Origin of the sequence: Micromonospora sediminicola (genome assembly GCF_900089585.1) — a bacterium.
GTDB classification, from domain to species: domain Bacteria; phylum Actinomycetota; class Actinomycetes; order Mycobacteriales; family Micromonosporaceae; genus Micromonospora; species Micromonospora sediminicola.
In genome coordinates this window covers 1,836,521-1,861,341 of record NZ_FLRH01000003.1, presented here as the reverse complement: position 1 = coordinate 1,861,341, position 24,821 = coordinate 1,836,521, and the positions used below count along the sequence as shown (strand labels likewise).

The window sequence follows — 24,821 nt, the reverse complement described above, 5'->3', positions numbered from 1 at the left end:
CCCACCAAGATTCCCTCCTGTCCGTCATCGGGTCACCGGGGCCGTCCGGGGGCGGCGCCGCGTACCGCCACCGCCAGGCCGGTCGCGGTCCGGACCGCCGCCACGTCCCCGTCGGTGTCGGTCCGCACCACCCGCGCACCGCCCCGGGCCAACCGGCCCAGCAGAGCCGGGTGGGGGTGCCCGTAGTCGTTGTCGACACCCACGCAGATCAGCGCGACCGCCGGGCGGACCGCGGCGAGGAACTCCGGATCCTGGTACGCCGACCCGTGATGCGCCACCTTCAGCACGTCGGCGCGGATCGCGTCGGTCGGGAGCGTCTCCCGCACCGCCCGCTGCTCCTCGGTCTCGGCGTCCCCGGCCAGCAGGATCCGCACCCCGGACACGGTGGCGGTCAGGACCAGGGAGTTGTTGTTCGGATCGGACCGGCTGCCGCGCAGCGGGTACGGCGGCCCGACCGCGACCAGCCGCACCGCGCCCTGCCCCCAACGCCATCCCGCCGGCGCCGGGGCCAGCGAGGCGCCGCCCCGGCGGGCCGCCTCGCGCACCTGGGCGACGCCGTAGGCCGGCTCGGGCCAGGGTGGGCTCACCACCGCGCTCACCCGCCTACCCCGGAACACACCGGCCACCCCACCCACGTGGTCCACGTGGAAGTGACTGACCACCAGCAACGGCACCTCACGGATGCCGAGACGGCGCAGGCAGGCGTCCACGCCGGACGGTTCCGGGCCCGCGTCGACCACCACGGCCCGACCGGTCGCCACCGGCAGCACCAGCGCGTCACCCTGCCCCACCGCGCACGCCACCACCACCCAGCCGCGCGGCGGCCACCCGGAGGCGAGCAGCCGGACCGGCAGCGCGCCCAGCACCACCGCCACCACGACGGCCGCGACCAGCCGCCGGGCCCGACGCCTGCGGGCGGCGAGCAGCAGCGCCACGCTCACGACCGCCAGCAGCAGCGCGCCGACCACCCCACCCACCCACGGCAGGGTCCCGGCCGGCAGCACGGCCCCGTGGGCCGCCACGGTCACCAGCCAGCGGGCCGGCCAACTCGCCAGCCAGGCGAGGAACTCGGCCCCGCCGGGCCACACCGGCGACAGCACCGCGGCCAGCACGCCGAGCACCGTGGCCGGCGCGACGGCCGGCACCGCCAGCAGGTTCGCCGGCACCGCCACCAGGCTGACCGTCGCGGACATGCCGGCGATCACCGGACCGCAGGCGAGCTGCGCGGCCGCCGGGACCGCCAGCGCCTCGGCCAGGCCCACCGGCACGCCTCGGCGACGCAGCGCGTCCCGCCAGCCGGGGGCGAACAGCAGCAGCCCGCCGGTGGCGCAGACCGACAACGCGAAGCCCGGGTCCCCGGCCAGCTCCGGGTCGAGCAGCACCAGCGCGGCGATCGCGGCGGCCAGCGCCGGCAACGCCGCCCGGGACCGGCCGGCGGCCAACGCGGCGAGCCCGATCGCGCCCATGGCCGCGGCCCGCACGACGCTCGGCGAGGGACGCACCAGGATGACGAAACCGACGAGCGCGAGCACGCAGAACCCGGCGGCGGTACGCGGGCCGGCGCGTGCCCAGCGGGCCAGCAGCAGCACCGCGCCGACGACGATGGCCACGTTGGACCCCGACACCGCGTTGAGATGGGTCATCCCGGTGGCCCGGAAGTCCTCCTCCACCTCGGGTGGCAGCCGGCTCGTGTCACCCACCACCAGGCCGGGAAGCAGTCCGCCGGGCGCGTCCGGCAGCGGTTCGCAGGCACGTTGAAGCCCGGAGCGCAACGTGCCCGCCGCCCGCTGCGGCCACGACGCGCGCCCATGCCGGGTCGGCGGCCCGGTCACCGAGAGCACCGCCGCGGTGAGGTCGCCGCCGCGCGGCTCGGCCAGCCGCCCCCGGGTGGTGACCCGCTGCCCCGGCAGCAGCCCTCGCCAGCCCGGATCGGTGGCGAGCACCAGGCCGCGTACCGGACCGGTGAGCCGACCGCCGTCGGGGCCGGTGAGGCGCAGCAGGTCGACGCGGACCAGCAGCATGGTCGAGCGGCCGGGTGCGCCGCGCACCGGCCGGGGGTCGTCCCGGACCACCAGCTCGGCGGTGACCAGGGCGCGTTCGGCGACCAGCGCCCGCACCGGGGCGGCGTCCCGGACCGCGAGCCGGGCCCCGGTGGCCGCCGCCCCACAGAGCGCGCCCAGCAGCACGGCGACGGCGATCCAGCCGTACCGGCGGAGCGGCTCGACGGGGTGGTGCCGCCCGGCGCGCAGGCCCAGGGCCACGACGAGGGCGAGCGCGACGGCGACGGCGGACAGCCCCGCGAGGGCCCGGACGCCGAGGTGCAGCCCGGCCAGCGCGGCGAGCCACGCGGCCACCGCGAACCCGGCCAGCCGCAGGTCCAACGCGGCGTCCGCGTCGTCGACGCTCACACCGTCACCAGGTCCTTGAGCTGCTCGTAGCGGGCGTCCCCGATGCCCTCGACCTGGCGCAGGTCCGAGACGGACCGGAACCCGCCGTGCCGCTCGCGGTGGTCGAGGATCCGCTGGGCGAGCACCGGCCCGACGCCGGGGAGCGCGTCGAGCTGGGCCAGGGTGGCGGTGTTCAGGTTGACCGGACCCGCGGGCGGGCCGCCGCCGGCCGCCGGCCCGGGTGCGGGTTGCCCCGGCGCGGCAGTGACGCCGACCAGGATCAGCTCGCCGTCGGTGACCCTGCGGGCGGGATTGAGCAGCGCCACGTCCACCCCGGGCAGCGCGCCGCCGGCCGCCTCCACCGCGTCGGCCAGCCGGGCGCCGGCCGGTAGCCGCACCAGCCCCGGGTGGCGGACCTTGCCGGCCACCGCCACGACCACCTGCCCGGACGGGCCGGCCGAAGCCGCCGCCCCGGTCGTCGCGCCGGCCGCTTCCCGTGTCGCCTCCCCGGCCACGCCGGCCGGCGCGACCGGACCCACCGGTTCGGCGGTCGGACGAGAGCGCCACGCCCAGAGGGCGGCCGCCAGGACGACGAGCGCGGCCACGGCGGCGAGGGCACGGACACCGCGACGGCCCGGGTCGAACGCGCCCGGCCCCGGCAACCGGGACGCCGGCCCACGCGTGGGCTCGCCGGGTGACCTTGCCTCGGAGCTGTCGGGATCGGGCTCGCCCGACGCCGGGTCCGCCCCGGACAGCGGCATCGGGCCGGGCTCCGGGCGGCCGCGTCGCGGTCCGCCGTGCTCCGGCACCGGGAACGGGTGGGCCGGCGCGCGTCGCGGTCCGCCGTGCTCCGGCACCGGGAACGGGTGGGTCGACGGTGGACCGGGGGCCGCCGCTCTGACGGCGGGCGGCACACCGCCGGCGGGCGCCGGTACGGCGGTCGCGCGACCCACCGGCGTGAACAACCGGGCAAGCCGTCGCCGCACCGTCGCCACCTCGTCGTCTGACACGGCTCGGGACGCTAGCGGCGAGGACGCGCCGAGGTACGACCAACGGACCCTCGTCTGTGGACAACGGCGACCTGTGGACGGCTACCCGATCATGCCGTCGATGTGTTACCGGCCATCGGGGTGGGGGTCAGCGTGCCTCGGGGTCGAGGCCGAGCGCGGCCCGGCCCCCGTCGACCGGCAGCGTCACGCCGTTGACGAACGAGGCCCGCGTCGACAGCAGGAACGCGACCACGTCGGCCACCTCCCCGGCGCGCCCGATCCGGCCCACCGGGTGCAGCCGGGCCAGCTCGGCCTCCACCCGGTCCGCCCCGGCCGGGTCCAGCCCGGCGAGGAAGGCGGCGTGCCGCTCGGTGTGGATCGAGCCGAGCGCTACCGCGTTGGCCCGGATGCCGTGCGGACCGTAGTCGACCGCCAGCGCCCGGGTCAGCCCCTCCACCGCCGCCTTGGCGGTGGCGTACGGCAACGCGCCGGGGACCGCCCGGCGGGCCTGGTGGGAGGAGACGTTGACGATCGCGCCGCCGCTGCCGGCGGCCAGGAACCGGCGTACGGCGGTGCCGACGCCGACCACGGCGGGACGCAGGTTGACCGCGATCAGGTCGAACACCTCGCCCGCCGGGGCAGTGTGCAGCGCGGCGTCACGGAAGACGGCGGCGTTGTTGACCCAGCCGGCCAACGGGGCCGCTGCCTCGGCCCGGTCGGCGGCCCGTTCGGTGACCGCCTCGTCGGCGGCGTCCCCGGTCACGGCGCGCAACCGCTCGGTGGCGGGGTGTCCGGCCAGCCAGTCCAGCGCGTCCGCGTCCCGCTCGACGACGACCACGGTGCCGCCGTCGTCGACCAGCCGTTCCACGACGGCCCGCCCCACGCCCCGGCCGCCCCCGGTGACGACGTACGACCGGGCCCTCATCGGACGCACCGGGTGGCGGGCACGGGGCCCGGACACCGGCTCACGGGCGGCGGTGGACGACCACGCAGGCCAGTCCGGGTCCGGCGTGCGCGGCGACCACCGCGCCGGCCTCGCTGACGTACGTGTCGTGCAGCCGGTCGCCCAACCGCTCGGTCAACGCGACCAGCAGCTGGTCGGCGCGCTGCGGGGCGGCGAGGTGGTGCACCCCGAGGTCGACCTCGGCGTCCCCCGCCGCCTCGACCGCCAGGTCGACCAGGCGCGCGACGCCCCGGCTGGCGGTCCGGACCTTGTCCTTCACCACGATCGCGCCGTCCGGCATGTGCATGATCGGCTTGACCGAGAGGGCGGTGCCGAGCAGTGCCTCGGCCGCGTTGATCCGGCCGCCCCGGCGCAGGAACTCCAGCGTGTCGACGTAGAAGAAGATGGTGGTCCGGCCGACCGCGTCCAGCGCCGCCGCACGTACCCCGGTCAGGTCGGCTCCCCCGGCGGCGGCGGTGGCGGCGGCCAGCACCGGGAAGCCGAGGCCCATGCCGGTGGAGCGGCTGTCGACCACGGCGACGCGGTCGCCGACCTCGGCGGCGGCCAGCCGGGCCGCCTCGACGGTGCCGGAGAGTTCGGCGGACAGGTGCACCGAGACCACGCCGTCGGCGCCCTCGGCCAGCAGCGTGCGGTAGACCTGCGCGAACTGCTCCGGGGCGGGGCGGGAGGTGCTCACCGAGACCCGGCGGGCGCTCAGCGCGCGGGTGGCGTCGGCCGGGGAGGTCTCGACGCCCTCCAGCCCTTCGGCGCCGTTGAGCACGACGGTCAGCGGGACGACGGTGAGCCGGTGCGCGCGGACCAGCTCGGGGGGCAGGTAGGCGGTGGAGTCGGTGACGACCGCTACGGGCATGACCGGCACGCTAGCCGATGTGGCGGTGCCGTGCCGGGGCCGGACGCCTCAGACCGCGTCGGTGAGCGCCGGCTGGGTGATCAGCCCGACATTGTGCGCGCGCAGGTGCCAGCCCCGGACCTCGTCGTGGCGCAGCTCGGTCCAGTGGCAGTTGGCCAGCGAGCCGAGGCTGCGCAGCACCGCGTGGTCCCAGCCGAGCAGGTGACCGACGCCCTGCCGGGCCCCGCCGCCGTGGGTGGTCACCACCACGGTGCCGCCGGGAGCCAGGTCGGCCGCATCGCGGAACGCCGCGCCGAGCCGCTTGCCGAGGTCGTCCAGGTTCTCGATGCCGGCGCCGGGGTCGGGATCGCCGGCCCGCCAGCGGGCGTACTCGTCTCCGAAGCGCTCGGCGACCTCGGTGAGGGCCAGGCCCTGCCACTGGCCGAAGTGCCGCTCGCGCAGCCGGGCATCGGCGCGGATGGGCAGCCCGGTCACCGCCGCCAGCGCGGCGGCGGTGTCGGCGGCCCGGCGCAGGTCGCTGGCGACGATGGCGTCGGGGCGCAGCGCGGCCAGCACGGGTGCGGCGGCGCGGGCCTGCTCCCGGCCGAGGTCGTTGAGCGGCACGTCGGTCTGGCCCTGGACCCGGCTCTGCGCGTTCCAGTCGGTGTTGCCGTGCCGCCAGATGATCAGGCGGGTCATTCGGCGGTGGCGGTGCCGGCGGCCGAGTCGGCCAGGTCGCGATCCACGAACGGGATCTGCGGGCAGTCCTTCCAGAGCCGGTCGAGCGCGTAGAACTCGCGCTCCTCGGTGTGCTGCACGTGCACCACGATGTCGACGTAGTCGAGCAGCACCCAGCGGCCACCCCGCTCGCCCTCGCGGCGGATCGGCTTGGCCTTCTCCGGCAGCTCCAGCAGGCGCTCCTCGACGGCGTCGACGATGGCGAGCACCTGACGCTCGTTGGGCGCCGAGGCCACCAGGAACGCGTCGGTGATCGCGAGCTGATCGCCCACGTCGATGATGACGATGTCCTGTGCCTTCTTGTCGGCCGCGGCCTGGGCGGCGGCCATCGCCAGCTCGTGCGCGCGTTCGGAAACTGTCACCGTTCTCCTTCGATCAACCGTGCGACCCTCCAAGCCTCTCACACCCGGCGACGTGGCGACTTGGCAGTTCTGGCTGGTTACCGGGGCATACGGGTACGTAACGGGCGGGATCACCGCTGATAGAGCCGCCGTTTGGCGATGTACTGCACCACACCGTCGGGCACCAGGTACCAGACCGGCTCGCCCCGACCCACCCGCGCGCGGCAGTCGGTGGAGGAGATGGCCATGGCGGGAACCTGCACCAGGCTGACCGTGTCCGCCGGGAGGTGCTGGTCGGAGAGCTCGAAACCGGGACGGGTCACCCCGATGAAGTGGGCCAGTTCGAGGACGTCGTCGAGGTCCTTCCAGGAGAGGATCCGCTCCAGGGCGTCCGCGCCGGTGATGAAGAACAACTGCGACTTCGGGCCGTACTCGGCGTGCAGGTCCCGCAGCGTGTCGACGGTGTAGGTGGGGCCACCGCGGTCGATGTCGACCCGGCTCACCTGGAAGCGGGGGTTGGAGGCGGTGGCGATCACGGTCATCAGGTAGCGGTCCTCGGCCGGGCTGACCGGTTCGTCCGCCTTCTGCCACGGCTGTCCGGTCGGCACGAAGACCACCTCGTCCAGGCCGAACCGGTCGGCCACCTCGCTCGCCGCCACCAGGTGACCGTGGTGGATCGGGTCGAACGTGCCGCCCATGATGCCGATCCGCCGGATGTCTTCCTCCACCCCGCGATCGTAGGCCGCGCGACGGCGACCCCCGGGCGGGGTCGCCGGGGCCCGTACCGGGCGGGCGCCCCGACCCGCCCGGCACGGGCACCGGTCAGGCGGCCGCGGCGGCCACCGCGGTGCGGGCCACCAGCGCCCGGCGCAGGTCGTCGTCCAGGTCGGTGACCCACCGGCGCAGGCCGGGCGTGAGGTCGTCGCGGGCCAGCAGCGCCGCGGCCAGCTCCCGGGTCGGCTGCGCCACCGCGTAGCGCGGGAACGCGGCGACCGTGACCGAGTCGGCCACCCAGGCGGTACGCAGACGTGCCGCCGCCGGCATGTCGGTGAAGTAGCGCTCGACGTACCCGGCGGTCAACTCGGCCTGTTCGGGCTGCCAGAAGCCCTCGGCGGTCGCCTCGACCAGCCGGTTGGACAGCTCGGTGCTGGTCGTGACGATCTCCCAGGCCGCCCGCTTCGCGTCCGGGTCCGGCAGCGCCGCCCGGCAGGCCGCGGCCTGCTCGGCGCCGGTGGCGCTGCGGTCGGCGGCCGCCTCGGCGTCGATCTCCGCCGCGCCGGCGGCGCCGAGCACCACCAACCGGCGCAGCACCGCCCAGCGCAGGTCGGTGTCGACGGAGAGCCCCGACGGCACCTGCTTGCCGGCCAACCAGTCGGCGAGGAGCCCGGTGTCGGTGGTGGCGGCGATGAACCCCCGCGCCGCGGCGAGCTGACGCGAGCCGCCCGCCGGCGCCGCGGCGAGCAACGCCGCACAGGCGGCGGACACCCGCAGCAACGCGGCGTCGCGGGCCAGTGGGTCGAGGTAGCGGTCGACGAGCCGCCGGGTCAGCAGCAGCACGTCCTCGATGATGGTCACCTCGGTCTCGGCCGGCAGCGCCGCGGCGATCAGGCCGACCAGCGCGGCGGCGGGCCGCTCCCCGTCGGTGACGGCGTCCAGCGCCTCACCCCACAGCAACGCCCGGGCCAGCGGGTCATCGAGGCCGGGCAGCAGCATCGGCACCGCGTCCGACGAGGCCGGGTCCAGTCGGATCTTGGCGAAGGTCAGGTCGCCGGCGTTGGGCAGCAGCAGGCCGGTGGCCGGCTGCCCGACCAGTTCGGGCACCGGCGTACGGCCGCCGTCGGCGTCCGGGTCGAGGTCGACCTCGACCCGCCGGGCCGGGGCGTCGGCGGTCAGGTGGGCCACGCCGATGCGGTGCGGCCGCAGCACCGGGTGGCTCGGCGGGGCGGTCTGCACCACCGCAACCTCGGTCCACCGGCCGTCGCCGTCCACCGCGGTCTCGATGCGCAGCGTGTTCACCTGCGCCCGACGCAGCCAGCGCTCGGCCCAGCCGGTCAGGTCGCGTCCGCTCGCGGCGCCGAGGCCGGCCAGCAGGTCGGCGAGCGTGGCGTTGTCGAACCGGTGCGCGGCGAAGTGCGCGTTCAGCCCGGCCAGGAAGGCGCCGTCGCCGAGCCAGGCGACGAGCTGGCGCAGCACGCTGGCGCCCTTGGCGTACGAGATGCCGTCGAAGTTGAGCAGCGCCTGGGCGGCGTCGGCCACCTCCTGCGGCGCAACCGGGTGGGTGGACGGACGCTGGTCGGCGGTGTAGCCCCACGCCTTGCGACGGCTCGCGAACGTGGTCCACGCCCGGTCGAACCGGGTCGCCTCGGCGGTGACCCGGGTGCCCAGGTACTCCGCGAACGACTCGTTCAGCCAGAGGTCGTCCCACCAGCGCATGGTGACCAGGTCGCCGAACCACATGTGCGCCATCTCGTGGGCGATGGTGGTGGCGCGCAGCTCGCGCTGGGTGTCGGTGACCGCGGACCGGAAGACGTAGTCGTCGCGCAACGTGACCAGGCCGGGGTTCTCCATGGCGCCGGCGTTGAACTCGGGCACGAACGCCTGGTCGTACTTGCCGAACGGGTAGCGCTCGGCGAAGAGCTGGTGGAAGCGGTCGAGGCACTGCCGGGTGACGGTGAAGATCTCGTCGGCGTCGGCGTCGAGATGCGCGGCGAGCGAGCGCCGGCAGTAGAGGCCGAGCGGGATGCCGTCGTGCTCGGACCGCAGCACGTGCCAGGGCCCGGCGACCAGCGTGACGAAGTAGGTGGCCAGCGGCGCGGTGGGGGCGAACTCCCACCGCCCCGGCGTGGGCCGGTCGGCGAGCTGCCCGTTGGCCGCCACCGTCCACTCCGGCGGCGCGGTGACGGCGAGCGTCACCGGCGCCTTCAGGTCGGGCTGGTCGAACGCCGCGAAGATGCGCGGCGCGTCGTCCAGGAAGGACATGGCGTAGAGGTAGGTCTCGCCGTCGGCCGGGTCGACGAAGCGGTGCAACCCCTCGCCGGTGTTGGAGTAGGCCATCTCGGCCTCGACGGTGAGCGTGTTGCTCGCGGCCAGGTCGGTGAGCGGCAACCGCTCGTCGGACAGCAGGGCCGGGTCGAGGTCGCGGTCGTTGAGACGGGCCCGCAGGAGTCGGCGAGGCTTGACGTCGACGAAGGTCTCGGCGCCGGGGTTGGCCCGGAACCGGATGGTGACGGCGGAGCGGAACCGCTCGGCGTCGCCGGTCAGGTCGAGGTCCACCTGGTAGGACTCGACAGTGATCGACGCGCGGCGCGCGGTCGCCTCTGCACGGGTGAGGCTCGGCATCCGCTTATCCTGCCCGATGAGGTCCGCACGGACCTTCTCGTTACGCGTCGCGATGGAGGAACAACGATGGGTCAGCACCCCAAGGGCGATTTCGACCTCTCTCGGGCGGTGTGGCAGCGCGCGGAGGGAGACACCTCCGAGGGTGCGGTCGAGGTGGCCTTCGTCGACGATCTGATCGGGATGCGCAACTCGGCCGAGCCGGAGGGGCCCGTCCTGGTCTTCACCCAGGCCGAGTGGGACGCCTTCGTGGCGGGCGCCCAGGACGGCGAGTTCGACCTGGACTGAACCCGCGGGGTCAGTCACCGTCACCCCAGCCGAGCCCGCCCGGCCCGGGCGCGTGGTGGAACCCGGGGTGGTCGGCCACGTCGGCGCAGCGCTCGCCGTCGGGCCCGACCGCCCCGCAGAACAACCGCTCGGCCCGGTGCCAGGCGTCGGCCGGGGACAGCGCCGCCGCGCCGAGTGCCAGCTCCGGGCGGAGCAGGCCGAGAGCCTCGGCGTACGCGACGGCCAACTCCCGCGCGACGGCGGGCTCGGCGGCCGCGAATCCGAGGTGCACGGTGAAGAACCGCGGCGGGCGGGGCGCGGGCCGGCGGGGACCGCCGATCAGCGGATCCTCCCGACCGCCGCCCCGCAGCCCGGCGACCGCCCCACGCCGCCGTCGCTCCGCCCTCTCGTCGCGCATCCGGGTCCTCCCCCGTCGTCGGTGACCGCCCACCGGACGCCGTGCCGGCGGGCGCCGGACCGGCGCCCGCCGACCCGCGTTCCGAGCCAACCAGCTTTTCCGCACCCGGGGAGGGGCCAGCGGCCGGCCGCGTGGCCGGCCCCTCCCCCGACCGGCCGGACCTGCGGTAATGGAGGATTCGGCCGCGTCGGCCCGGGTAGGTAGCGCAACGTCGAGCAGGGCCACCGAGCCGGTCAGGAGCCGCCGAGATGAGCACCATGCCGAGCGACCGGAGCCCGGACAGCACGCTGGCCTTCCTGCGCGAGGGCTACCGCTTCGTGGGCGCCCGCTGCGACCGGTTCGGCACCGACGTCTTCCAGACCCGGCTGCTGCTGGAGCCGACGATCTGCCTGCGCGGCCGGGAGGCCGCCGAGCTGTTCTACGACGAGGAGCGGTTCGTCCGGCGCGGCGCCATGCCGATGCGCGGGCAACGCACGCTGACCGGCGTCGGTGGCGTCCAGGGTCTCGACGGCGAGGCGCACCGGGCCCGCAAGGCCATGTTCATGTCGATCATGACACCGGCCGCGATCCGCCGGCTCGGGCAGCTCTTCGACGACGAGTGGCGGGCCCGGATCCCGGCCTGGGCGCAGGACGGCCCGGTCGTGCTCTACGACGAGGTGGGCCGGATCCTCACCAGGGCGGTCTGGGCCTGGGCCGGCGTGCCCCTGGTCGAGGCCGACGTGGCCCGCCGGACCGCCGAGATGCACGCGATGATCGAGGCTCCCGCCGTCCTGGGGCCGAAACACTGGCGCGGGCTGCTCGGCCGGCGCCGGGCCGAACGCTGGGCCGGCGAGCAGGTCGACCGGGTCCGCGCCGGCGCGCTCCCGGCGCCCGAGGGCAGCGCGCTGCGGGTCGTCGCCGAGCACCGGGACGAGCGGGGCACGCCGCTGCCCCGCCGGATCGCGGCGGTGGAGTTGCTCAACGTGCTGCGCCCGACCGTCGCCGTGGACCGGTACGTGGTCTTCGCCGCGCTGGCGTTGCACGACCACCCGCACTGGCGCGACCGGCTGGCCGGTGACGACGCCGCGACCGAGCAGTTCGTGCAGGAGGTACGCCGCTACTACCCGTTCTTCCCGCTCGCCGCCGCGCGCGTGCGTCGCTCGTTCGAGTGGCGGGGGTACGCGTTCCCGCAGGGCCGCCGCGTGCTGCTCGACCTGTACGGCACGAACCACCACCCGCGGATCTGGCCGGAGCCGGAGCGGTTCCGCCCGGAGCGCTTCGCCGGCTGGCGGGACGACCCGTTCGGGCTGGTCCCGCAGGGCGGCGGCGACCACCTCACCGGGCACCGCTGCGCCGGCGAGTGGATCACCATCGAGCTGATGAAGCGGGCGGTGGCCCAGCTGACCGGCACGATGAGCTACCGCGTCCCGCCGCAGGACCTCGCGCTCGACCTCGCGCGGATGCCGACGCTGCCGCCCAGCGGGCTGCTGGTGGACGGGGTGCGTCCGGCCGCCTGAGCGGCGCGTCCGCACCCCCGTCCACGCTCAGGCGGCCTGCGGGTGCAGGACGGTGCGCAGGCAGCCGTCCTCCTTCTTCTCGAAGATCTCGTAGCCCCGTGCCCCCTCCTCCAGCGACATCGGGTGGGTGGCCAGGTAGCCGGGGTCGATCTCGCCGGCCGCGACCCGGTCCAGCAGCATGGGGATGTAGCGCTGCGCGTGCATCTGCCCCATCCGCAGCACCAGCGCCTTGTTCATGGCCGCGCCGAGCGGGAACTTGTCCACCAGACCGCCGTACACCCCGACGATGCTCACCGTGCCGCCCTTGCGGCACGCCATGATCGCCTGCCGGACCGACGTCGGACGGTCGCTCTGCAGCCGTACCGTCTGCTTGGCCCTGTCGTACGCGTAGGCCGGGCCGACGTCGTGCGACTCCATGCCGACCGCCTCGATGCAGGCGTCCGGGCCGCGGCCGGCGGTCAGCTCGCGCAGCGCCTCCAGCACGTCGGTCTCCGCGTAGTTGATCGTCTCCACGCCGAGGCGCCGGGCCGCGGTGTCGAGCCGCTCCGGCAGCCGGTCGATGACCACGACCCGCTCGGCGCCGAGGATCTGCGCGGACCGGGCGGCCATCTGGCCGACGCCGCCGGCGCCCCAGACCGCCACCACCTCGCCGCCCTTGAGGGCGCAGAAGTCGGCCGCCATCCAGCCGGTCGGCATGGCGTCGGAGGCGAACACCACCGAGTCGTCCGGCACGCCGTCCGGCACGGTGAAGGCGCCGACGTCGCCGAACGGCACCCGGATGTACTCGGCGTGGCTGCCCGAGTAGCCACCGGCCGCGTGCGAGTAGCCGAGGATGCCGGCCGGCGAGTGGCCCCACAGCTTCTCGGTGAAGACCGGCTGGGGGTTGGAGTTGTCGCAGAGCGAGTACTGCTCGGTGCGGCAGTACCAGCAGCTGCCGCAGGCCACCACGGAGCCGACCACGACCCGGTCGCCGACGGAGATCCGCCGGACCTCGGGGCCAACCTCCACCACCTCGCCCATGAACTCGTGGCCGAGCACGTCCCCCTCGCGCATCGCCGGCAGGTAGCCGTTGATCAGGTGCAGGTCGGAGCCGCAGACGCTGCTGGCCCGGACCTTGACGATGATGTCGCCGGCCGACCGGACGGTCGGTTCCGGCACGTCGCGCACGGCGAGCTTGCCGACGCCCTCCCAGCACAGCGCCCTCACGGCCGTCCTCCCACGATCAGCTTCTCGCGTACCTTGTCCGTCGCCCGCTCCTGGCGCGGGCTGCGCCCCGACGGGTCGTGCCGGGTGTCCAGCACCTGACCGGTCTCGACGAGCGACTTGATCCGGCGCAACGCGGTGCGCAGCGCCAGGTCCGGCTCGTTCCCGCCGACCAGGCCGACGGCCCGGCGCAGCGGGCCGGAGCGCCACCGCAGCTCGGCGCGGATCTCGGTGCCCCGGTCCTGGGGCGCGGCGACCAGCTCGACCCGGCCCCGCTGGGCCACCGGCCCGTCGGTCACCCGCCAGCTGAACCGGCCCGGGCCCTCGACGGTGATCTCGGCCCGCCACTCGGTGCCGCCGCCGGCCGGGTCCGCGGCCACGCAGCGCCACCGGTTGTCGTCGAGCTGCTCCAGGGTGGCCCACTCGGCCAGGCCCCGGTCGAGCCGTTCCCGGTCGGTCCAGAAGCCGATCACCGCGTCGACCGGCCGGTCGACCGTGATGCCCCGGCGCACCACGTACCAGCCGTCCTCCCGGTCGGGTTGGTGTCGGTGCCGGCGCCGGGCCACCGTCCGGGTGATCCCGAGCGCCGTCAGCGCGGCGGCGCCGGCCAGCGCCCACCTCGTTCCGTTGCTGCTCATCACGTCTCCTCCACCTCGGACGACTCGCCCGCCCGTATCCGGCTGCGCTACCCGGCCCAGGGCGGCCGAAACGGTTTCAGGAGCCGCATTCCGGGCACCCGGCTGATCCCTCTCGGGACGGGAGACGACGTGACGGACACCGCTGCGCACCCGCGCCGACCGGACCGGACCGACGTGCGGTCCGCGCCGGTCCGGCTGCCGATGGCGTACGTCCTGCCGGTGCGCGCCCACGACGACCGGGGTCTGGACGAGCTGACCGGCTACCTGCGCGAGCTGAGCCGATGGGTCGACGTGGTGGTGGTCGACGGGTCCGCGCCGGCGCTGTTCGCCCGCCACGCCGCCGCCTGGCGGGGGCTGGTCCGGCACGTTCCGCCCGATCCGGCGCTGCGCGGGCGCAACGGCAAGGTGCTCGGGGTGCTCACCGGGGTGGCGCTGGCCCGGCACGAGCACGTGGTGGTCGCCGACGACGACGTCCGCTACGACCTGCCGGCGCTGCGCGCCGTGCACGACCTGCTCGACCGGGTGGACCTGGTCCGGCCGCAGAACCACTTCGACCCGCTGCCCTGGCACGCCTGGTGGGACACCGGCCGGACGCTGCTGGCCCGGGCGTTCGGCGGGAACTGGCCGGGCACCCTGGCGGTGCGCCGGAGCACGTTCCTGGCCATGGGCGGCTACGACCCGGACGTGCTCTTCGAGAACCTGGAGCTGGTCCGGACGGTCCGGGCGTACGGGGGCAGCGAGGCCGCCCCCGCCTGGCTGTACGTGCGGCGACTCCCGCCCGCCGCCGGGCACTTCCTCGGGCAGCGCGTGCGCCAGGCGTACGACGAGACGGCCCGACCGGCGTGGCTGCTGGCCGCGCTGGCGGTGCTGCCGGCGACGGCGGTCGCGCTCGCCGCCCGGCGGCCGGGGCTGCTGCTGCGGGCCGGGCTGGTCACCGTGGCGGTGGCGGAGGTCGGCCGGCGCCGGGCCGGCGGCGCCCAGGTCTTCCCGGCGCACACGACGCTCGCCGCGCCGGTCTGGCTGCTGGAACGGGGCGTGTGCGCGTGGCTCGCGGTCGGCCGGCGGCTGCGCGGCGGGGTGCCCTACGCGGACAGCCGCTTGCGGGTGGCGGCCCACTCCACCCGGACGTTGCGCCGGCGGTCGGCGCGGCGGCGCCCGGACGACCTGGTGCTCTGGGTGGAGAACGGGGCCGCGCCGCGTTGACGACATCGACGAGACAGGCGGGGGCCCCTCCCGTCGCCTGGGCGACAGGAAGGACCCCCGCCTGACGCGGGAGCTTCCGTCAGGAGCGCGCCTGGTGGGCGCTCTCCCGCACGTCCTGCGCGGCGCTGCGGCCGTCGTCCTTGACCGCCTGGGCGGCCTCCTGCGCGGTGGACCGCACCGACTCGGCGGCGTGCTGCGCCGGCTCGCGCAGTTCCTCCCTGAGCTCCCCGGCGACCTCGCCGAGCTTCTCCTTGACCACGCCGCCGTGCTCGGTCGCCTTCTCCTTGACCTGCGCGGCGAGCTGCTGCTCCCGCCGGGTGGCCGGGATGAGCGAGGAGACCAGCATGCCCACACCGAAGGCGATCACGCCGGCGGCGATCGGGTTGCCCTCGGACTTCTGCCGCACCACCTGGGGCGCGCGGTGCGCGGCGTCGCTCACCGCGGAGGCGGCGGAGTGGGCCTTGTCGCCCACCGTGGACGCCGTCGAGGAGGCGTGGTCGCCCACCGAGTGGGCGGCGTGGCCGGTGCTGTGGCCGAGGTCGGAAGCGGTTCCCATCACCTTGTCCTTCACGTTCGTCAGCGCGCTGCGCACGCGCTGCTTGCGGTCGTCGACGATGCGGCCCGGGCTGACCTTGTACGCCAGGGCGTCCACGTCCGAGCTGAGGTTGTTGCGGGTGGCTTCGATCTCCCGGCGGATCTGGTCGGGATCGGTGCTCATCGGGTGACTCCCTCCGGGTGCGGCTTGAGTGCGTCGGGGATGCGCTGCACGCTGTCGTTGGTCTGCTTCAGGCCACGGATCTGCTCGGCGTTCCGCTTCGCCTTCGAGTAGAGGACGGCGGCGACCACGGCCCAGATCACGGCCACGATCAGCGCGGCCAGGCCGGAGTCCATGACGTTGTCGAGGAACTGCCACACCGCGATGGAGACGAAGAGCGCCACCATGTAGCCGCCGAAGCCGGCGCCGCCGTAGAAGCCGGCGGCCTTGCCCGCCTTCCTGCCCTCCTGGCGGATCTCGGCCTTGGCCAGCTCGACCTCCTGTCGCATCAGCGTGGACAGGTCGCCGGTGACCTGGCTCATCAGCTCACCGATCGAGCTGCTCCGCACCTCGTCGGCGTGGTGCGGCGCGCCCGTCGCCTGGTAGCCGGGGTCCTGCGTCGGCACGGTCATGCCGTGGTCTCCCTTCTGCCGGTCCGGCCGCTCACGGGCGGGGAGCGCCGGTCGACGGCACGCCCGGCAGCGGGTCGGTCTGGCTCGGCGGCGGCAGCGGCTGGCCGGTGCCGCCGGCCGGGTCGGCCCAGGTGTTCGGCGCGCCGCCACCCGGGTAGGCCGCGCCGGGCGCGGAGTAGCCCGGGTCCGGCTCGGCGTAGCTGCCCGGCGTCGGGTCGAGGTAGCCGCCCGGCGGGGTCTGGGCGGGCACGGTCGGCGTGGTCGGGAGGACCGCGGTGCGGTCCGGGTCGTACCCCGGCCGCACGCCACCGTCGTCGTTGCCGACGGCGGCGATGTTCCGGGTGAGCCGGCCCGCGACCACGCCGAGCAGCGCGGCGCCGACCAGGAACGTGCCCGGGTTGCGGCGGGCGTAGCCCTTCACCTCGTTGAGCAGGTCGCCCGGCTCACGCTGCTCCAGCCAGCCGGCGACGCCGTGCACCCGCTCGGCCGCCTGGTGGGCCAGCTCGGTGACCGGGCCGGAGCCGCCGCCCTGCTGCGCCATCGAGCGCATCTCGTCGGCCAGCGACCGCAGGCCGCTGGCGGCGCGCTGCTGCTGCTGGCCGGCCTGGGAGGTGACCTGGTTGCGGGCCTCGCCGTAGAGGTCGCGGGCCTGCCGCTTGGCCTCGCCCACCACCTCCCGGCCCTGCTGCTTGGCGGTCTGGGCGACCGCGCCACCGGCGCCTGCGGCGTCGGAGCCGACCTGCCGGGCCTGGTCGCGCACGCCGCCGCCGTTCGTCGACTCGTACGTGGCGGACGTGGGGGAAAGATCGTGAGTCATGGTGTCCCTTCCGCTCGTGCGTTCCTCGCGGTTGTCTTCGGGGGGTCACGCGAATTGCTTTCCGCGTGACAAGGGCCCTACCCCCGGTCGTCGGGTCCATGCCTGATTCGTCATTTCTCTGCGGAACCGACCCGCCCCGGTCACAGAATGGGGTGCCTGCCCGCCCGGGCGGCGTGGGCTCACGGGGGTGACAGGGATGGCACGTGACGTGCGCGGACGTCCGTCGGCCCGGCCGGCGGTGCAGAAGGTGGCGCTCGCGGCGGCGGCCGTCTTCACGCTGATCGGCGTGCTCGGCTTCGTGCCCGGCGTCACCACCCACTACGGGGACCTGGCGTTCGCCGGGCACCACTCGGAGGCGAAACTGTTCGGCCTGTTCCAGGTGTCGGTGCTGCACAACCTGCTGCACCTGCTGTTCGGGCTGGTCGGCCTGGTGATGGCGCGGCGGCTGGCCGGCGCGCGGGTGTTCCTGGCCGGCGGCGGCGCGCTCTACCTGGTGCTGTGGCTCTACGGCTTCGTCATCGACCGGGAGACCTCCGCGAACGTCATCCCGCTCAACGACGCCGACAACTGGCTGCACCTGTTCCTCGGCTTCGGCATGCTCGCCTCGGGCCTGCTGCTGAACAACGAGATGGGCACCGGCAGCCGTCTGGACACCCCGATCGACCGGCCCTGACCAGGGGCGACACGCCGAGCCGGCGTTTGTCGGGCATCCACCGGGGGCAGGAGGGCCACCACGGGTGGCACACCCGGCGGGACGAGGAGGTCCGGCTATGCCACGGTGGTTGCGGAACAATGCGCTCTCGGTCGCCATGTTCGGCGCGTTCCTGGTCTTCCTGCTGTTGCAGAGCGTCTTCGGCTGGCAGGTGCACAACGAGGAGCTGAGCCGGTACGGCGTCGCGCCGCTGAGCTGGTCGGCTTACCTGGGCACCGGGCACTTCGCCGAGGCGGTGTTCGAGAACTGGGAGTCGGAGTTCCTCCAGATGGGCGGCTACGTGCTGCTCACCGCGTACCTGGTGCAGAAGGGCTCGGCCGAGTCGAAGCCGGAGGGGCAGACCGACCGTCCGGAGGACAACCGCGACCACGCCCGTCCCGACTCGCCGTGGCCGGTCCGGGTCGGCGGGTTGCCCCTGGTGGTCTACCGGAACAGCCTCTCCATCTCGCTGCTGATGATCTTCACCGGTTCGTTCCTGGGCCACCTCGTCGGCGGGGTGGCGGCCTACAACCAGGAGCAGGCGCTGGAGAGTGGCGCCGCCCCGATCACCGCCTGGCAGTTCCTCGGCACCAGCGACTTCTGGTTCCAGTCGATGCAGAACTGGCAGAGCGAGTTCCTGGCCGTGGGTGTGCTGATCCTGCTCAGCATCGTGCTCCGCCAGCACGCGAGCCCCGAGTCCAAGCCGGTCACCGCGGCGCACGCCGAGACCAGCGCCTGACCTCGCGGGTCAGGCGGCGACCGGGAGCTGCTTGGCGAAGCAGACGCTGTACGGGTTGTCGACGTACTCGCCGTAGACCGGAACGGGCTGGTAGCCGCTGGAGCGGTAGAGCGCGATCGCGGCCGGCAGGTAGGTGCCCGTCTCCAGGCACACCGTGCGGTGCCCGTGCCGGAACGCCAACTCCTCCAGCGCGCCCAGCAACTGCCGGGCGATGCCCCGCCCCCGGTACGCCGGTCGCACGTACATCCGCTTCAGCTCGCCGGTGTCGGCGTCGAGCGCCTGCAGGCCGCCGCAGCCGACCGCCCGGCCACCCACCACCACGGCGAGGTAGCGGATGTCGCCGTGCACGACGGTGACCTGCCCGTCCAACCCGCCGTCGGCGTCGCGCAGCTCACGCTGCTGCGCGACGACGAGCGCGGCGATCTCCGGATCGGTGGCGGGTCGGGATTCGATCAGCATCCGGCCACGGTAGGTCGGCCGGATTTCGCGGAGGTTTCCCGCCACCGACCCCGAAACGGCTACTCGGAGTCCGGTTCCGCCGGCGCGGGGGCCGCCTCGATCTCGTCCTCCGGCCGTACCCGGCGGGCCTTGCGCGCGGCCAGCCGGTCGGACGCCGAGGGGCGGTTCGACTTCTCCTCCAGGCGCACGTCGGTGCCCCGGTTGCCGGGAACGAAGTCGACGCCGGCGTAGAGCGTCGGCTGCCAGTCGAACTCGCGCTCGCCGATGCGCACCAGGTCACCGGCCTGCGCGCCGGCCTTGGCCAGCTTCTCCTCCACGCCGAGGCGGGCCAGCCGGTCGGCCAGGTAGCCCACGGCCTCGTCGTTGTCGAAGTTCGTCTGCTTGACCCAGCGCTCCGGCCGGCTGCCCCGGACGGTGTAGGAGCCGTCCACCTCGGCCTCGATGGTGAAGCCGGCGTCGTCGACCGCCTTCGGCCGGATCACGATCCGGGTCGGCTCGGCCGGCGGGGCGGCGCGGCGGCCCTCCTCCACCAGCTCGGCCATCGCGTAGGTCAGCTCGCGCAGCCCCTCACGGGTCGCGGTGGAGACGTCGAAGACGCGGAAGCCGCGGGCCTCCAGGTCAGGGCGGACGATGTCGGCGAGGTCCTTGCCGTCCGGCACGTCGACCTTGTTCAGCGCGACCAGCCGGGGCCGGTCGGCGAGTCCGCCGTACTGGGACAGCTCCAACTCGATGGCGTCGATGTCGGCGAGCGGGTCGCGACCCGGCTCCAGCGTCGCCGTGTCGACCACGTGCACCAGCACCGCGCAGCGCTCGACGTGGCGGAGGAACTCCAGGCCCAGGCCCTTGCCGGTGGCCGCGCCCGGGATCAGGCCGGGCACGTCGGCGACGGTGAAGGTGTGGTTGTCCACCCGCACCACGCCCAGGTTCGGCACCAGCGTGGTGAACGGGTAGTCGGCGATCTTCGGCTTGGCCGCCGAGATCACCGAGATCAGCGAGGACTTGCCGGCCGACGGGAACCCGACCAGGCCGACGTCGGCGACGCTCTTCAGCTCCAGCACCACGTCGAGCTTGTCGCCGGGCTCACCCAGCTCGGCGAAGCCGGGCGCCTTGCGGCGGGCGTTGGCCAGCGAGGCGTTGCCCCGTCCGCCCCGGCCGCCACGGGCCGCCTCGAAGGTGGTGCCCACCCCGACCAGGTCGGCCAGCACCTCGCCGTCGAGACTCTGCACCACGGTGCCGTTGGGCACCTTGATGACCAGATCGCGGCCGTTGGCGCCGTCCCGGTTCGAGCCGGCCCCGCCCTTGCCGTTCTCGGCCTTCAGGTGCGGCCGGAAGTGGAAGTCGAGCAGCGTGGTGACCTGCGCGTCGACCACCAGCGACACGCTGCCGCCGTGGCCGCCGTTGCCGCCGTCCGGGCCGCCGAAGGGCTTGAACTTCTCCCGGTGGATCGAGACACAGCCGTGCCCGCCGTCGCCGGCCTGCATGTGCAGGACGACCCGGTCAACGAACGTCGTCACGACGCCAATCCTTCCAGCGGGGTCCGCCCCGCACGTGGAAAAGCGAAGCGGGCCGGGACCCGAGGTCCGCGGCCCGCTTCGCCTTCGAACTACTGCTGCGGCACGATGCTGACGGTCTTGCGACCGCGCTTGGTGCCGAACTGCACGGAACCGGCGGCGAGGGCGAACAGCGTGTCGTCGCCGCCACGGCCGACCAGGTCACCGGGGTGGAACTTGGTGCCACGCTGACGGATGAGGATCTCACCCGCGCTGACGACCTGACCACCGAAGCGCTTCACGCCGAGCCGCTGGGCCGCGGAGTCACGACCGTTACGCGAGCTGGACGCACCCTTTTTGTGAGCCATTGGAGGACGACCTACTTCCCGCTGTTGGAGATGCCGGTCACCTTGATCTGGGTCAGCGGCTGCCGGTGACCCTGACGCTTGTGGTAGCCGGTCTTGTTCTTGAACTTGTGGATCCGGATCTTCGGGCCCTTGGTGTGCGCGGCGATCTCGCCGGACACCGCGACCTTGGCAAGCTTCGCCGCGTCGGTCACCAGGTCGTCACCGTCGACGAGGAGCACCGCGGTGAGCTTCACCGCGTCACCGGGGGCACCGGTGAGCTTCTCGACCTCGATCACGTCGCCCTCGGCGACCTTGTACTGCTTGCCGCCGGTCTTGACGATCGCGTACATCGGAGGCGGACTCCCTGTCGTTGAGGCTACTGGCGTCTTCACCGACCGTCACCGGCCGGTCGTTCCCACGGCGTCTCGCCGGGAGCCGTGACACCGGCGGCGCGGGCACGCGGGAACTCGGCACACCAAAGTGCGCCGCAGGCAAGCGTACGCCATACCCGGCCCGCCGCCCAAACCGGGCCCGCCGATCAGGCCGGGCAGAGCTGGTCGAGGCGCCCCTGGAGTCGGTCGAACTCCGTCTCGTCGATCGCCCGCACGTCCGTGCCGAGCCCGCCCACCTCGGTGGCCAGGTCCGCCAGCAGGGTCCGCAGCCGCGGGTCGGTGGCCCGCCCCGACTGCTCCCGCAGCACGTCCCGCCAACCCGCCAGCGCGGCCTCCGCGTCCCGTTCGGCGGCGTCCGCCCGGCTCCGGTCCCCGGTGCCGCCCGCCCGCAGCATCTCCGCCAGCTTGAACACGTACGTCTGCACCGCCGTGGAGCCGGCCTGCTTGGCCCGGGCGCAGACACCGGCGTCGCCGGTCGCGGTCGGAGCCGGAGCGGGCGAGGTGGCGGCCGGGGCCGGCGAGGCGAAGCCGACCGCGAAGGGGTCGTCCCTCCGGTCGGCGCAGCCCGCGCCCGCCAGCAGCAGTCCGGTCAGCGCGGTGACCACGAACACCCGACGCATGGGTCCTCCCTCCGGGGCGAGCCGGCCCGACCGGGGGTCGACGGGGAAACGGCAGGGCCCCTGCTCGGCACTCTGTTGCCGGAGCGGGGGCCCTGTCAAACGCCACGCAGGTCAGCGGCTCACGGCCGGGTACGTCGCCGGGCGCCGCCACGGCGGGACCGCCGCCGCGAGGTGCCGCCCTCGGCGCCCTCGTCGTCGCTCTCCCCGTCACCGATCGCGTCCGGGTCGTCGGCCGCGGCCAGCCGGGCCGAGTCGCCCTCCTGGCTGTCCGCGACCGCCGGGGCGGCCGGCGTGTCCGTCTCGAACCGGGACAGGTCGTAACCCTGGGTGTCGTAGTAGTCGTCGTCGGTGGACTCGACCACCTCGGCGACGGTCCGCTCCGGCGCGGCCGGCGACTCGGCGGGCGGCTCCGGAGCGGCCTCCGCGGCCGGCTTCTCCGCGGCGGCCTTGCGGCCCCGGCGACGGCTCTTCTCCTCGACCGGCGCGGTGGCGACCGCCGAGGCGACCGCCTTGACCTTGTCCCCCGCGCCACCGCCGCGCGGCTTCTCCGGCACCGGCTCGGTGTGGATGATCACACCCCGGCCCTTGCAGCACTCGCAGGTCTCGCTGAACGCCTCCAGCAGGCCCGCGCCGATCCGCTTGCGGGTCATCTGGACCAGGCCGAGCGAGGTGATCTCGGTGACCTGGTGCTTCGTGCGGTCCCGGCCGAGGCACTCGGTGAGCCGGCGCAGCACCAGCTCCCGGTTCGACTCCAGGACCATGTCGATGAAGTCGATCACCACGATGCCACCGAGGTCACGCAGCCGCAGCTGGCGCACGATCTCCTCGGCCGCCTCCAGGTTGTTGCGGGTGACCGTCTCCTCCAGGTTGCCACCGGAGCCGGTGTACTTGCCGGTGTTGACGTCCACGACCGTCATCGCCTCGGTCCGGTCGATCACCAACGAACCGCCGGAGGGGAGGAACACCTTGCGGTCCAGGCCCTTGAGGATCTGCTCGTCGATCCGGTACTCGGCGAACACGTCGGCGACGCCGACGTGCCGGCGCAGCCGCGCCACCAGGTCGGGCGAGACGTGCGACAGGTACGACTCGACCACGTCGTACGCCGGCTCACCCTCGATCACCAGCTCGCGGAAGTCCTCGTTGAAGAGGTCCCGCACCACCCGGATGACCAGGTCCGGCTCCTCGTAGAGCAGCACCGGGGCGCCGCCGGAGGCCGCCTTGGCCTGGATGTCCTCCCACTGCGCCTGGAGGCGCTTGACGTCGCGGGCCAGCTCGTCCTCGCTGGCGCCCTCGGCCGCGGTCCGGACGATCACCCCGGCGCCGTCCGGCACCAGCTTCTTCAGCACGTCCCGCAGGCGCTTGCGCTCGGTGTCCGGCAGCTTGCGGCTGATCCCGGAGGCGTTGCCGTTGGGCACATAGACCAGGTGCCGGCCGGAGAGCGCGATGTGGCTGGTCAGCCGGGCGCCCTTGTGTCCGATCGGGTCCTTGGTCACCTGCACCAGCACCGAGTCGCCGGAGCGCAGCGCCTGCTCGATCGAGCGTGCCCGGCCCTCCAGGCCGGTGGCGTCCCAGTTGACCTCGCCGGCGTACAGGACGGCGTTGCGGCCGCGCCCGATGTCGACGAACGCCGCCTCCATGCTGGGCAGGACGTTCTGCACCTTGCCCAGGTAGACGTTGCCGGCCATGGTGCCGGACGAGTTGCGGGTGACGTAGTGCTCGACCAGCACGCCGTCCTCGAGCACGGCGATCTGGGTACGGTCGCCGCGCTGGCGGACCACCATCACCCGGTCGACCGCCTCGCGGCGGGCCAGGAACTCCGACTCGCTCAGGATCGGCGGCCGGGTGCGCCGCTGCTCGCGACCGTCCCGCCGACGCTGCCGCTTGGCCTCCAGCCGCGTCGAGCCGGATACGCCCTGCACCTCGTCGACCGGCTTGCGCGGCTCACGGATCTTGACGACGGTGGGCACGCCGTCCTCGGTGGCGGTCTCCGCCTCGCCCGCGCCCCGACGACGGCGGCGACGACGGCGACGGGTCATCCCCTCGCCCTCCGCCTCCTCGTCCTCGGCGGCCTCCTCGGCCTCGGCCGTCTCCGCCGTACCGGACTCCTCGACGTCCTCGTCCTCGGACTCCTCGGCGCCGCCCTTGCCCCGGCCCCGGCCGCGACGACCGCGGCGACGACGGCGACGGGCCGCGGCGGCCTCGTCGTCCTCGTCGATCTCCTCGGCCTCGGCGGCCTCCTCCTCGGCGGCCTCGACCTCGACCTCGGCCTCGACCGGCTCGGCCTCCCGGCGGCCACGCCGCCGGCGCCGACCGGTCTCGGCCGGCTCCTCCACCGGTTCCTCGGCGACCGGGTACGTGACCCGGACGGCGGGTACCTCGTCGGGCTGCGGGGGCATGAACAGGACGGTCGGCGCGCTGAGCGCGGCCCGACGACGGCGGCCGGTGGTCGGCCGCTCCTCGGCCAGCGCCTCGGCCGGCTCCTCGGCGGCGCCCGGAACGGCGGCCCCGGTCGACACCGCGCCGGTGGCGTCCGACAGCCCACCGGCCCGGGCCAGCGTGGCCTCGTCGGTGCGGGGCAGCGCGGCCTCGTCCGGGGTGGGCTCGTCCTCGGCGTCCTCGCCGATCGCGTCCTCCTCGGCGGCGAGGGCGGCCCGGCCCTCGGCGATCTCACCCGCGCTCCCGGGAGCCGAGACCGGCCCGTCGACCACGGCGTCGGGCTGCGGCTCGGCCACCGCGTGCGGCTCCACCGCCGGCCCGACGGCCTCGGCGGGCGCCTCGGTCGGCGACTCGACCGCGGGCGCGGCCTCCGCCGCGGGCGGCGTGGTCTTGCGACGACGGGTACGGGTCACCTTGACCGGCGGCACGACCTCGGCCGAGGTGGCCTCTACCCCGGCAGCCGCCACCGGCTCCTCGACCGCCTTCGCCGGGGTCGCCTTGCGGCGCCGGCGGGTGGTCTTCGGCGCGGTGTCCAACTCCCCCGCCACCGGCGCGAACACCTCGGCCTGCGGCGACTCGCCGCTGCCCACGGCCGCGGCGGACGCCTCGACCGGCGCGTCGGTCTGCTCCGGCTGGTTGAGCGGGGCCGCCTTGCGGCGGGTGGCCCGCTTGCGGGCCGGCGGCTTCGCCTCGGCGGTGCCGTCCGTGGTGGCGGTGCTGTCGGTGGTCGCGGCGGACGCCTCGGCCGGCTCTGCGCCGGTCCGTTCGCCGCCCTCGGGCTCGTTCTCGAGCATGGACGTTCTCCAGTTCTGGCTGCCCCGGGCGCGGTTGAGCGCTGCCACGCAGGGTTGCCG

General features: G+C 74.7%; 25 protein-coding genes. 5 read left to right on the top strand and 20 right to left on the bottom strand.

Going from position 1 to position 24,821, the window contains the following annotated elements; translation table 11 throughout:
• Positions 1 to 32 precede the first annotated feature (32 nt).
• From GA0070622_RS09360 to pepN, 8 genes are all read right to left on the bottom strand, one after another.
• Positions 33 to 2,408 (bottom strand): ComEC/Rec2 family competence protein, encoded by a 2,376-nt coding sequence (locus tag GA0070622_RS09360; RefSeq protein WP_176710434.1) that lies wholly within the window; start codon positions 2,406 to 2,408, stop codon positions 33 to 35.
• The gene (locus tag GA0070622_RS09355) at positions 2,405 to 3,397 is read right to left on the bottom strand and encodes a helix-hairpin-helix domain-containing protein (RefSeq protein ID WP_342672776.1); all 993 of its coding nucleotides are present in this window, start codon (positions 3,395 to 3,397) and stop codon (positions 2,405 to 2,407) included. The genes GA0070622_RS09360 and GA0070622_RS09355 overlap by 4 nt, the downstream gene beginning before the upstream one ends.
• Before the next feature lie 127 nt (positions 3,398 to 3,524).
• Complete coding sequence (locus GA0070622_RS09350) at positions 3,525 to 4,301, bottom strand: SDR family NAD(P)-dependent oxidoreductase (RefSeq protein WP_091571970.1); 777 nt, start codon at positions 4,299 to 4,301, stop codon at positions 3,525 to 3,527.
• A gap of 40 nt (positions 4,302 to 4,341) precedes the next feature.
• Entirely contained in the window at positions 4,342 to 5,190 is an 849-nt protein-coding gene (locus tag GA0070622_RS09345; RefSeq protein ID WP_091571966.1) for a DegV family protein, read from the bottom strand.
• Between the two features lie 48 nt (positions 5,191 to 5,238).
• The gene (locus GA0070622_RS09340) at positions 5,239 to 5,868 is read right to left on the bottom strand and encodes a histidine phosphatase family protein (protein WP_091571963.1); all 630 of its coding nucleotides are present in this window, start codon (positions 5,866 to 5,868) and stop codon (positions 5,239 to 5,241) included.
• Complete coding sequence (rsfS, locus tag GA0070622_RS09335) at positions 5,865 to 6,269, bottom strand: ribosome silencing factor (protein WP_091571960.1); 405 nt, start codon at positions 6,267 to 6,269, stop codon at positions 5,865 to 5,867. Before rsfS ends, GA0070622_RS09340 begins: the two co-directional genes overlap by 4 nt.
• Before the next feature lie 110 nt (positions 6,270 to 6,379).
• Positions 6,380 to 6,976 (bottom strand): nicotinate-nucleotide adenylyltransferase, encoded by a 597-nt coding sequence (nadD, locus tag GA0070622_RS09330; protein WP_091571955.1) that lies wholly within the window; start codon positions 6,974 to 6,976, stop codon positions 6,380 to 6,382.
• A 94-nt stretch (positions 6,977 to 7,070) separates the two neighbouring features.
• Complete coding sequence (gene pepN / locus GA0070622_RS09325) at positions 7,071 to 9,587, bottom strand: aminopeptidase N (protein WP_091571951.1); 2,517 nt, start codon at positions 9,585 to 9,587, stop codon at positions 7,071 to 7,073.
• Between the two features lie 66 nt (positions 9,588 to 9,653).
• On the opposite strand from pepN, the gene GA0070622_RS09320 reads away from it, so the two are divergent.
• Positions 9,654 to 9,872 (top strand): DUF397 domain-containing protein, encoded by a 219-nt coding sequence (locus tag GA0070622_RS09320; RefSeq protein ID WP_089158060.1) that lies wholly within the window; start codon positions 9,654 to 9,656, stop codon positions 9,870 to 9,872.
• Positions 9,873 to 9,882: 10 nt separating this feature from the next.
• Here GA0070622_RS09320 and GA0070622_RS09315 read toward each other — a convergent pair whose 3' ends face one another.
• Positions 9,883 to 10,269, bottom strand: a complete 387-nt coding sequence (locus tag GA0070622_RS09315; protein WP_091571948.1) for a hypothetical protein — start codon at positions 10,267 to 10,269, stop codon at positions 9,883 to 9,885.
• 248 nt (positions 10,270 to 10,517) lie between these two features.
• On the opposite strand from GA0070622_RS09315, the gene GA0070622_RS09310 reads away from it, so the two are divergent.
• Entirely contained in the window at positions 10,518 to 11,765 is a 1,248-nt protein-coding gene (locus GA0070622_RS09310) for a cytochrome P450 (protein ID WP_091571943.1), read from the top strand.
• Positions 11,766 to 11,792: 27 nt separating this feature from the next.
• Here the strand turns inward: GA0070622_RS09310 and GA0070622_RS09305 are convergent, their stop codons facing one another.
• Positions 11,793 to 12,971 (bottom strand): zinc-dependent alcohol dehydrogenase, encoded by a 1,179-nt coding sequence (locus GA0070622_RS09305; RefSeq protein ID WP_091571939.1) that lies wholly within the window; start codon positions 12,969 to 12,971, stop codon positions 11,793 to 11,795.
• On the bottom strand, positions 12,968 to 13,606 hold the full coding sequence (locus GA0070622_RS09300; protein WP_091571935.1) for an SRPBCC family protein: 639 nt from the start codon (positions 13,604 to 13,606) through the stop codon (positions 12,968 to 12,970). Before GA0070622_RS09300 ends, GA0070622_RS09305 begins: the two co-directional genes overlap by 4 nt.
• 129 nt (positions 13,607 to 13,735) lie before the next feature.
• Between GA0070622_RS09300 and GA0070622_RS09295 the strand changes: the two genes are divergently transcribed.
• The gene (locus tag GA0070622_RS09295) at positions 13,736 to 14,809 is read left to right on the top strand and encodes a glycosyltransferase family 2 protein (protein WP_245666154.1); all 1,074 of its coding nucleotides are present in this window, start codon (positions 13,736 to 13,738) and stop codon (positions 14,807 to 14,809) included.
• A 79-nt stretch (positions 14,810 to 14,888) separates the two neighbouring features.
• Here the strand turns inward: GA0070622_RS09295 and GA0070622_RS09290 are convergent, their stop codons facing one another.
• From GA0070622_RS09290 to GA0070622_RS09280, 3 genes are read right to left on the bottom strand one after another with little or no spacing between them, the layout of a single operon-like run.
• The gene (locus GA0070622_RS09290) at positions 14,889 to 15,527 is read right to left on the bottom strand and encodes a DUF3618 domain-containing protein (protein ID WP_091571930.1); all 639 of its coding nucleotides are present in this window, start codon (positions 15,525 to 15,527) and stop codon (positions 14,889 to 14,891) included.
• Positions 15,524 to 15,976 (bottom strand): phage holin family protein, encoded by a 453-nt coding sequence (locus GA0070622_RS09285; RefSeq protein ID WP_091571926.1) that lies wholly within the window; start codon positions 15,974 to 15,976, stop codon positions 15,524 to 15,526. The genes GA0070622_RS09290 and GA0070622_RS09285 overlap by 4 nt, the downstream gene beginning before the upstream one ends.
• 31 nt (positions 15,977 to 16,007) lie before the next feature.
• Entirely contained in the window at positions 16,008 to 16,793 is a 786-nt protein-coding gene (locus tag GA0070622_RS09280; RefSeq protein ID WP_091571923.1) for a hypothetical protein, read from the bottom strand.
• A gap of 196 nt (positions 16,794 to 16,989) precedes the next feature.
• On the opposite strand from GA0070622_RS09280, the gene GA0070622_RS09275 reads away from it, so the two are divergent.
• A complete protein-coding gene (locus GA0070622_RS09275) occupies positions 16,990 to 17,466 on the top strand; it encodes a DUF4383 domain-containing protein (protein ID WP_091571918.1) in 477 nt (158 codons plus the stop codon).
• Between the two features lie 97 nt (positions 17,467 to 17,563).
• Positions 17,564 to 18,223: a DUF6766 family protein gene (locus GA0070622_RS09270; RefSeq protein ID WP_091571916.1), complete on the top strand. Its 660-nt coding sequence runs from the start codon at positions 17,564 to 17,566 to the stop codon at positions 18,221 to 18,223.
• 9 nt (positions 18,224 to 18,232) lie between these two features.
• Here GA0070622_RS09270 and GA0070622_RS09265 read toward each other — a convergent pair whose 3' ends face one another.
• From GA0070622_RS09265 to GA0070622_RS09240, 6 genes are all read right to left on the bottom strand, one after another.
• Positions 18,233 to 18,682 (bottom strand): GNAT family N-acetyltransferase, encoded by a 450-nt coding sequence (locus GA0070622_RS09265; RefSeq protein ID WP_091571913.1) that lies wholly within the window; start codon positions 18,680 to 18,682, stop codon positions 18,233 to 18,235.
• A gap of 59 nt (positions 18,683 to 18,741) precedes the next feature.
• Complete coding sequence (obgE, locus tag GA0070622_RS09260) at positions 18,742 to 20,196, bottom strand: GTPase ObgE (protein ID WP_091571909.1); 1,455 nt, start codon at positions 20,194 to 20,196, stop codon at positions 18,742 to 18,744.
• A gap of 89 nt (positions 20,197 to 20,285) precedes the next feature.
• Positions 20,286 to 20,540 (bottom strand): 50S ribosomal protein L27, encoded by a 255-nt coding sequence (gene rpmA, locus GA0070622_RS09255; protein ID WP_013288010.1) that lies wholly within the window; start codon positions 20,538 to 20,540, stop codon positions 20,286 to 20,288.
• 11 nt (positions 20,541 to 20,551) lie between these two features.
• Positions 20,552 to 20,869, bottom strand: coding sequence for a 50S ribosomal protein L21 (rplU, locus tag GA0070622_RS09250; RefSeq protein WP_091072401.1), 318 nt, complete (start codon positions 20,867 to 20,869; stop codon positions 20,552 to 20,554).
• Between the two features lie 188 nt (positions 20,870 to 21,057).
• Positions 21,058 to 21,531, bottom strand: a complete 474-nt coding sequence (locus GA0070622_RS09245; protein WP_091571906.1) for a hypothetical protein — start codon at positions 21,529 to 21,531, stop codon at positions 21,058 to 21,060.
• A 119-nt stretch (positions 21,532 to 21,650) separates the two neighbouring features.
• Entirely contained in the window at positions 21,651 to 24,761 is a 3,111-nt protein-coding gene (locus tag GA0070622_RS09240) for an Rne/Rng family ribonuclease (RefSeq protein WP_091571902.1), read from the bottom strand.
• Positions 24,762 to 24,821: the final 60 nt, after the last annotated feature.

Coding starts and splice junctions, on each gene's coding strand:
- GA0070622_RS09280 (WP_091571923.1), bottom strand. CDS start 16,793: ATGACTCACGATCTTTCCCCCACGTCCGCCACGTACGAGTCGACGAAC.
- GA0070622_RS09315 (WP_091571948.1), bottom strand. CDS start 10,269: ATGCGCGACGAGAGGGCGGAGCGACGGCGGCGTGGGGCGGTCGCCGGG.
- GA0070622_RS09265 (WP_091571913.1), bottom strand. CDS start 18,682: ATGCTGATCGAATCCCGACCCGCCACCGATCCGGAGATCGCCGCGCTC.
- GA0070622_RS09345 (WP_091571966.1), bottom strand. CDS start 5,190: ATGCCCGTAGCGGTCGTCACCGACTCCACCGCCTACCTGCCCCCCGAG.
- GA0070622_RS09320 (WP_089158060.1), top strand. CDS start 9,654: ATGGGTCAGCACCCCAAGGGCGATTTCGACCTCTCTCGGGCGGTGTGG.
- pepN (WP_091571951.1), bottom strand. CDS start 9,587: ATGCCGAGCCTCACCCGTGCAGAGGCGACCGCGCGCCGCGCGTCGATC.
- GA0070622_RS09300 (WP_091571935.1), bottom strand. CDS start 13,606: ATGAGCAGCAACGGAACGAGGTGGGCGCTGGCCGGCGCCGCCGCGCTG.
- GA0070622_RS09285 (WP_091571926.1), bottom strand. CDS start 15,976: ATGACCGTGCCGACGCAGGACCCCGGCTACCAGGCGACGGGCGCGCCG.
- rpmA (WP_013288010.1), bottom strand. CDS start 20,540: ATGGCTCACAAAAAGGGTGCGTCCAGCTCGCGTAACGGTCGTGACTCC.
- GA0070622_RS09240 (WP_091571902.1), bottom strand. CDS start 24,761: ATGCTCGAGAACGAGCCCGAGGGCGGCGAACGGACCGGCGCAGAGCCG.
- GA0070622_RS09290 (WP_091571930.1), bottom strand. CDS start 15,527: ATGAGCACCGATCCCGACCAGATCCGCCGGGAGATCGAAGCCACCCGC.
- GA0070622_RS09310 (WP_091571943.1), top strand. CDS start 10,518: ATGAGCACCATGCCGAGCGACCGGAGCCCGGACAGCACGCTGGCCTTC.
- GA0070622_RS09270 (WP_091571916.1), top strand. CDS start 17,564: ATGCCACGGTGGTTGCGGAACAATGCGCTCTCGGTCGCCATGTTCGGC.
- GA0070622_RS09275 (WP_091571918.1), top strand. CDS start 16,990: ATGGCACGTGACGTGCGCGGACGTCCGTCGGCCCGGCCGGCGGTGCAG.
- GA0070622_RS09245 (WP_091571906.1), bottom strand. CDS start 21,531: ATGCGTCGGGTGTTCGTGGTCACCGCGCTGACCGGACTGCTGCTGGCG.
- rplU (WP_091072401.1), bottom strand. CDS start 20,869: ATGTACGCGATCGTCAAGACCGGCGGCAAGCAGTACAAGGTCGCCGAG.
- GA0070622_RS09340 (WP_091571963.1), bottom strand. CDS start 5,868: ATGACCCGCCTGATCATCTGGCGGCACGGCAACACCGACTGGAACGCG.
- GA0070622_RS09350 (WP_091571970.1), bottom strand. CDS start 4,301: ATGAGGGCCCGGTCGTACGTCGTCACCGGGGGCGGCCGGGGCGTGGGG.